The organism is Stenotrophomonas sp. HMWF003, from assembly GCF_003061285.1.
In the GTDB taxonomy this organism is placed as follows: domain Bacteria; phylum Pseudomonadota; class Gammaproteobacteria; order Xanthomonadales; family Xanthomonadaceae; genus Stenotrophomonas; species Stenotrophomonas maltophilia_AP.
This window is the reverse complement of the sequence record NZ_QAIW01000382.1, coordinates 23,009-27,695: the sequence shown is the minus strand read 5'-3', so window position 1 is coordinate 27,695 and position 4,687 is coordinate 23,009. Positions and strand designations below refer to the sequence as shown.

At 66.2% G+C, this 4,687-nt stretch carries 5 protein-coding genes and 1 pseudogene; all 6 read left to right on the top strand.

What is annotated here, in order from left to right:
• Positions 1 to 260 precede the first annotated feature (260 nt).
• The gene (locus tag DBR34_RS16450) at positions 261 to 623 is read left to right on the top strand and encodes a NirD/YgiW/YdeI family stress tolerance protein (RefSeq protein ID WP_128097593.1); all 363 of its coding nucleotides are present in this window, start codon (positions 261 to 263) and stop codon (positions 621 to 623) included.
• Positions 624 to 1,237: 614 nt separating this feature from the next.
• Positions 1,238 to 1,519, top strand: coding sequence for a hypothetical protein (locus DBR34_RS16445; RefSeq protein WP_128097592.1), 282 nt, complete (start codon positions 1,238 to 1,240; stop codon positions 1,517 to 1,519).
• A gap of 93 nt (positions 1,520 to 1,612) precedes the next feature.
• The gene (locus DBR34_RS16440) at positions 1,613 to 1,891 is read left to right on the top strand and encodes a hypothetical protein (protein WP_128097591.1); all 279 of its coding nucleotides are present in this window, start codon (positions 1,613 to 1,615) and stop codon (positions 1,889 to 1,891) included.
• 92 nt (positions 1,892 to 1,983) lie between these two features.
• Positions 1,984 to 3,543 (top strand): protein kinase, encoded by a 1,560-nt coding sequence (locus DBR34_RS16435; RefSeq protein ID WP_128097590.1) that lies wholly within the window; start codon positions 1,984 to 1,986, stop codon positions 3,541 to 3,543.
• 293 nt (positions 3,544 to 3,836) lie between these two features.
• A complete protein-coding gene (locus tag DBR34_RS16430) occupies positions 3,837 to 4,343 on the top strand; it encodes a CS1 type fimbrial major subunit (RefSeq protein WP_128097589.1) in 507 nt (168 codons plus the stop codon).
• Positions 4,344 to 4,392: 49 nt separating this feature from the next.
• Positions 4,393 to 4,687: pseudogene (locus DBR34_RS23520) on the top strand (usher protein); the annotation flags it as partial.

Genomic DNA, 4,687 nt, shown 5'->3' with positions numbered 1-4,687 from the left:
CCCGCCGACGGCTGCGCCCGAAAAGCATCAAGGCACGTTTCTGCCCAAGCCGCAGATGGGCGAAGGACCTTTTTTGCGGGGGCTGTTGCCGTCGGTGCCCTTGGGCAGCCACCCATGGGGTGGCTCTACCGTCATGACGATGAACGGGGCCTGCGGGGTGGGGCGGTGCGGTGACGTTTTCGTATTAATTGCATAGGTCTATCGGGCTCTACGGAACAGGCTTGTCACATCAATCAAGCCATGCCGAAAGGAGACCGACCATGAAGCACTACCTGCTGATTCCGCTGCTTGCCGCTGCCTCCACCCTGCACGCCAGCGATGCGCTGGCCGGCTATACCGGACCGGGGGCCACCGCAGTCACCACCACCGTGGCGCAGGCGCGCCAGCAGCGCGATGACCACGCCGTGCTGTTGCTGGGCCACCTGGTCGCCAAGGTGGGCGATGAACGCTATCGCTTCCGCGACGCCACGGGCGAGATCGAGGTGGAGATCGACGACAAGGACATGCCGCACCAGGCCATTGGCGCGGCCACCACGGTCGAACTGTTGGGCAAGGTCGACACCCATCGCTTCAAGGCCACCGATATCGAGGTGAAGCGCGTGCAGGTCCTGCCGCCGCGTTGACCTCCCGCCAGCCCGTTTGCGCAGACCGCCGTGCCGGCCCACCAGGCCGGCGCGTGAATGTGAGAACGCCTTCCGAACGGAACTGTGCGTACGCACCCAGAATCAAATGTTGAATAGGCAACCACGCGATTTGGGCATTGACGCGCCCAATGGCCGGGCGGACGCTCTCGTCGCATCCTGCGGCTGCTGCGCAGCGGGGGTGACCAGGACCGGGCCGACACAGGCATGTTGCCGACCCGCCGCCGATGCATGAGGCATCCGGAACGCAGGGGGTTGTGATGGGGATGAAGTCGCAACAGCGGTAACCGAAACCGACCGGTGCCAGCGTCCCGCAGGCGCACCGGGTCGGGCAGTCGAACAGGTGGATGCAGGCGAACGATCGCGCGTCGTTGCGTACCGTCGTGGGCGATGACACATCGCACGGCGACGCAGCGCTGTCGCCACCGTGTCCATGCAGCAGCGCAACGCACAGGTTGACGATGACGTGGCCGCCATGGGCGGACGCAGGACGCCGTGCGCCCTGTGTTCCTGTCCGGGGCGCATCGCCGGAAGCAATGCCCGCTGGGCCACAGGCAGACGCTGCTGTTCCTTCCAACGGAAATGGAGACGCACACATGGCTGTCCAGACCGAGTTCGTACAGAAACTGCTTTCCGACGCGTCCTTCGCCGAGCAACTGCGCAGCCAGGCAGTTGCTGCGGTGCTGGGTGGGCAGGAAAGTGCCGCCTGGAAAACCTATTTCGGCGGTCAACACTTCGCCGCGATGGCAACCGATCCGCACAAGCTGCAGGCGCTGGGCGCAAAGGCGGGGGCGGCGGCATGCACCTGCAACAGCACCACCGTCACCACCACCACCAGCCCGATCTGCACCGGCACCACCACCACCGGGTCGGGCTGAGCGACCTGGCATGCGCTGAAGCCGGCCAACATCCTGCGATGGGCAGCCCGCCGTGCGGACGCCATCGCCCACGTGTTCCAGGAGGAAGTGAAGATGTCGCTCTCACAGAAGACCAGTGAAATCGTGCAGAAGGCGCTCGACGACAAAGGGTTCGCCGACCAGCTGCGTACCCAGGGCCTGCAGGCCATCCATGCCGGCGCGGGCAGCACCGAATGGAAAACCTACTTCGCCCAGTTCGCCTCTTCGCCGGAGGAACTGCAGGCGCTGTCCGGCGGCGGTGCATCGGTGGCGGCCTGTACCTGCCACAGCCGCACCGTCATCACCACCAGCACACCGCTGTGCACCACCACCACCACCACGACCAGCAGTTGATCAGCACTGTCGCGCTGGCGACGGAACGGGTGCGCCGGTAGCCGGCAGGGGCCGGCGCACTCCCCTGGACCCGTTTTCCATGGAGGCATGCCGTGCAGGATCTCGATACCGTAGCCCCACAGGCGCCCGCTGCAGGCCGCCACGAACAGGATTGGCGTGCGCTGGTGGACCAGTACCTGCCGGTGGTGCCGGGCAAGAGTGGCTGGCGCTACTGCCCGCCGCAGGTGGCCCACCCCGCGCAGGGCTGGAAGCTGCATATCTCGGCCACACTGCCCAATGCAATCGATGTGTTCCGACGCTGCGCGCCGCTGCTGGCCGCACGCGGCGTTGCATTCAAATCGGTCAAGACACTGAACATCCTGGGGCGGCTCAACAGTGCCATCCCGTTCGGCTTCAGCCAGATCGGCAAGTTCATCACCGTGTATCCGCGCGATGCCGCGCAGGCGGTCGAACTGGCCGAGTTGCTCGACCAGGCCACGCAGGGACTGGGCGCGCCTGCCGTACCGTTCGATCGTCAGTTGCGGCCGGGCAGTGCGGTGTTCTTCCGCTACGGCGCGTTCGGCCACGAGGAAGTGGAAACCGACGATGGCACCCGGGTCAGCGCCGTGCGCATGCCCAGCGGCGAACTGGTCCCGGACCTGCGCGAGCCCGGCAAGGCGGTCCCTGACTGGATCGAGTGCCCGTTCCACGCACCCGCTGAAATGGCGTCGCCGCCCACGCCGCTGCAGACCCGCTTTCTCTGCTACGAAGCGTTCATGCAGCGTGGCAAGGGCGGCGTCTACCGCGCGGTGGACATCCACTGCTCGCCGGCGCGGCTGTGCGTGGTGAAGGAAGGTCGCCGCCACGGCGAAACCAACTGGCATGGCCTGGACGGCCGAAGCTTCGTCGAGCGCGAAGAGGCGTTCCTGCGTGCGATGGACGGGCTGCCGTTCGCCCCGCCCGCAGTGATCGACGCGTTCTGCATCGGCGAGCACCGCTATCTGGTGATGGAGCACATCGACGGTGAGCCACTGCTGCAGGCCTGCGCCGATCCGCAGAAGAAGATCCCGTTGGCCGACGCACTGGCCTATGCCGCCGGGGTGGCGCAGCTGGTGGCAGAACTGCATGCGGCCGGGTGGGTGTGGCGCGACCTGAAGCCGGCCAACCTGCTGGTGGATCGCAGTGGCCGCCTGCGCCCTGTCGATTTCGAAGGCGCGTTGCGTGCCGATGAAACCAGTGACACCCCGTGGGGTACCCCCAGCTACATGCCGCCGGAGGCCAAGCGTGGCGCGTTTGCAGGCACCCACCAACGCGAAGATCTTTACGGACTCGGCGCAACCATCCACCAGCTGTTGACCTCCTGGCTGATGCACCGCGACGAGGCCGACCCTGCGGCCCAGGCAAGCGTGGTGCAGCGCCCCACACTGGGCCGCCTGCGCAAGGGCGTGCCGGCGCACGTGCGCGCGCTGGTCGCGCAGTTGATGGATGCCGACCCCGCGCGGCGCCCGATGGCGACGGTCGTGGCCGCGGAACTGGCGCGCTATGCGGTGCCGGCGCTGCCGGTGCCGGTACCTGCTGCCCGTGACTCGGCGATGGTGCGGCGCGTGCGCGAGAAGATGTGGAAGGACGTGCAGGAGATGCTGCTGGACGAGCCGGTGTTGATGGAGGCGTGAGCGGCCTGGTGCCGGCCAAGTCGTTGCGTGGCACGGAGGACGAACGAAGGACGGCTACGGCCGTCCTTCTTGTTTCTGTCGCATGGCGCAAGGCAACGCGCAGTAGGAATATCTTCAATGTGCGCGTACTGCGCGCGCTGTCGCATATCCACACGCGGGACCCGATTTTTAGGACGGGTTGAATGGGTAAATCACATCTCGCTGACTAACCTGACTGGGCTGCCACACCCCACGCGGTGTTGCGGTGCTTTCCGCCGAAAGCTTCCTTTCGAAGAAACAAAGAGAGAGACCCCATGTCGCCTATCCTCAAGAAGGTCGCGCTCGCTGCAGCGCTGGCCACCGCTTCGCTGTCCGCGAACGCCGCCGAATCCCACATCATGGTCTACACCAACGTAGACCTGTCGCTTGCCCTGCTGAAGGCTGACGGCAGCCCGCTGCCCGACTCGATGGAGATGACCCACATCCCGGGTGATGGCCTGCGCACTGTCACCGAGCGCGTTCGTGTTTTCACCAACGACGAGAGCAAGGACATTGAAGTCAATGTGATGCACGACCCTGTGCTTGTCATCCAGAACGGTACTGCACCAGCGGTCCCGTTGCGCGTCAGCCTCAACAAAACACCGTTGACCGTGGCGCCGAAGGATTTCCTGGCCTCGGAGATCTTTGACGGTGCGCTGCCGGGCGCCTCGTTCATCATGGACCTGGATATCGCCCAGGCCACCAAGGCCCCGCTGACCGTCGCCGGTACCTACGAGGGCATCGTCAGCATCGCCATGAAGCAGAAGACCGCTTCGCCGTAACACTCCGTGCCGGCCCGGTCACGGGCCGGCCGCTTCAGGCATCACTCCCATGAACGTTCCTGCACCCGCCGTCACCCGGCTGGCGGTCGCGCTTGCCTTGTCGTTGGCCACGCCGCTGGTCGCGGCACGCGGCGTTCCCCCCGGCTTTGAAGACCTGGTCCAAGGCCAGGTCGAACAACTGGACGTGCGCCTGTTCGGCCGTTCGGCCGGGCTGTCGCCGGTGCGCGTCACCCTCGAACACGTGCAGCTGGACGATCCGGCGCGCGTGCTGCAGGCGCTGGACCTTTCCGCCGAGGCGCAGGCCGCGTTGCTGCCCGCGCTGTCGCAGCCATTGCCACGCAACA

Excerpts from the sequence above, each read along its gene's own strand:
- DBR34_RS16450 (WP_128097593.1), top strand. The coding sequence starts at position 261 with ATGAAGCACTACCTGCTGATTCCGCTGCTTGCCGCTGCCTCCACCCTG.
- DBR34_RS16445 (WP_128097592.1), top strand. The coding sequence starts at position 1,238 with ATGGCTGTCCAGACCGAGTTCGTACAGAAACTGCTTTCCGACGCGTCC.
- DBR34_RS16440 (WP_128097591.1), top strand. The coding sequence starts at position 1,613 with ATGTCGCTCTCACAGAAGACCAGTGAAATCGTGCAGAAGGCGCTCGAC.
- DBR34_RS16430 (WP_128097589.1), top strand. The coding sequence starts at position 3,837 with ATGTCGCCTATCCTCAAGAAGGTCGCGCTCGCTGCAGCGCTGGCCACC.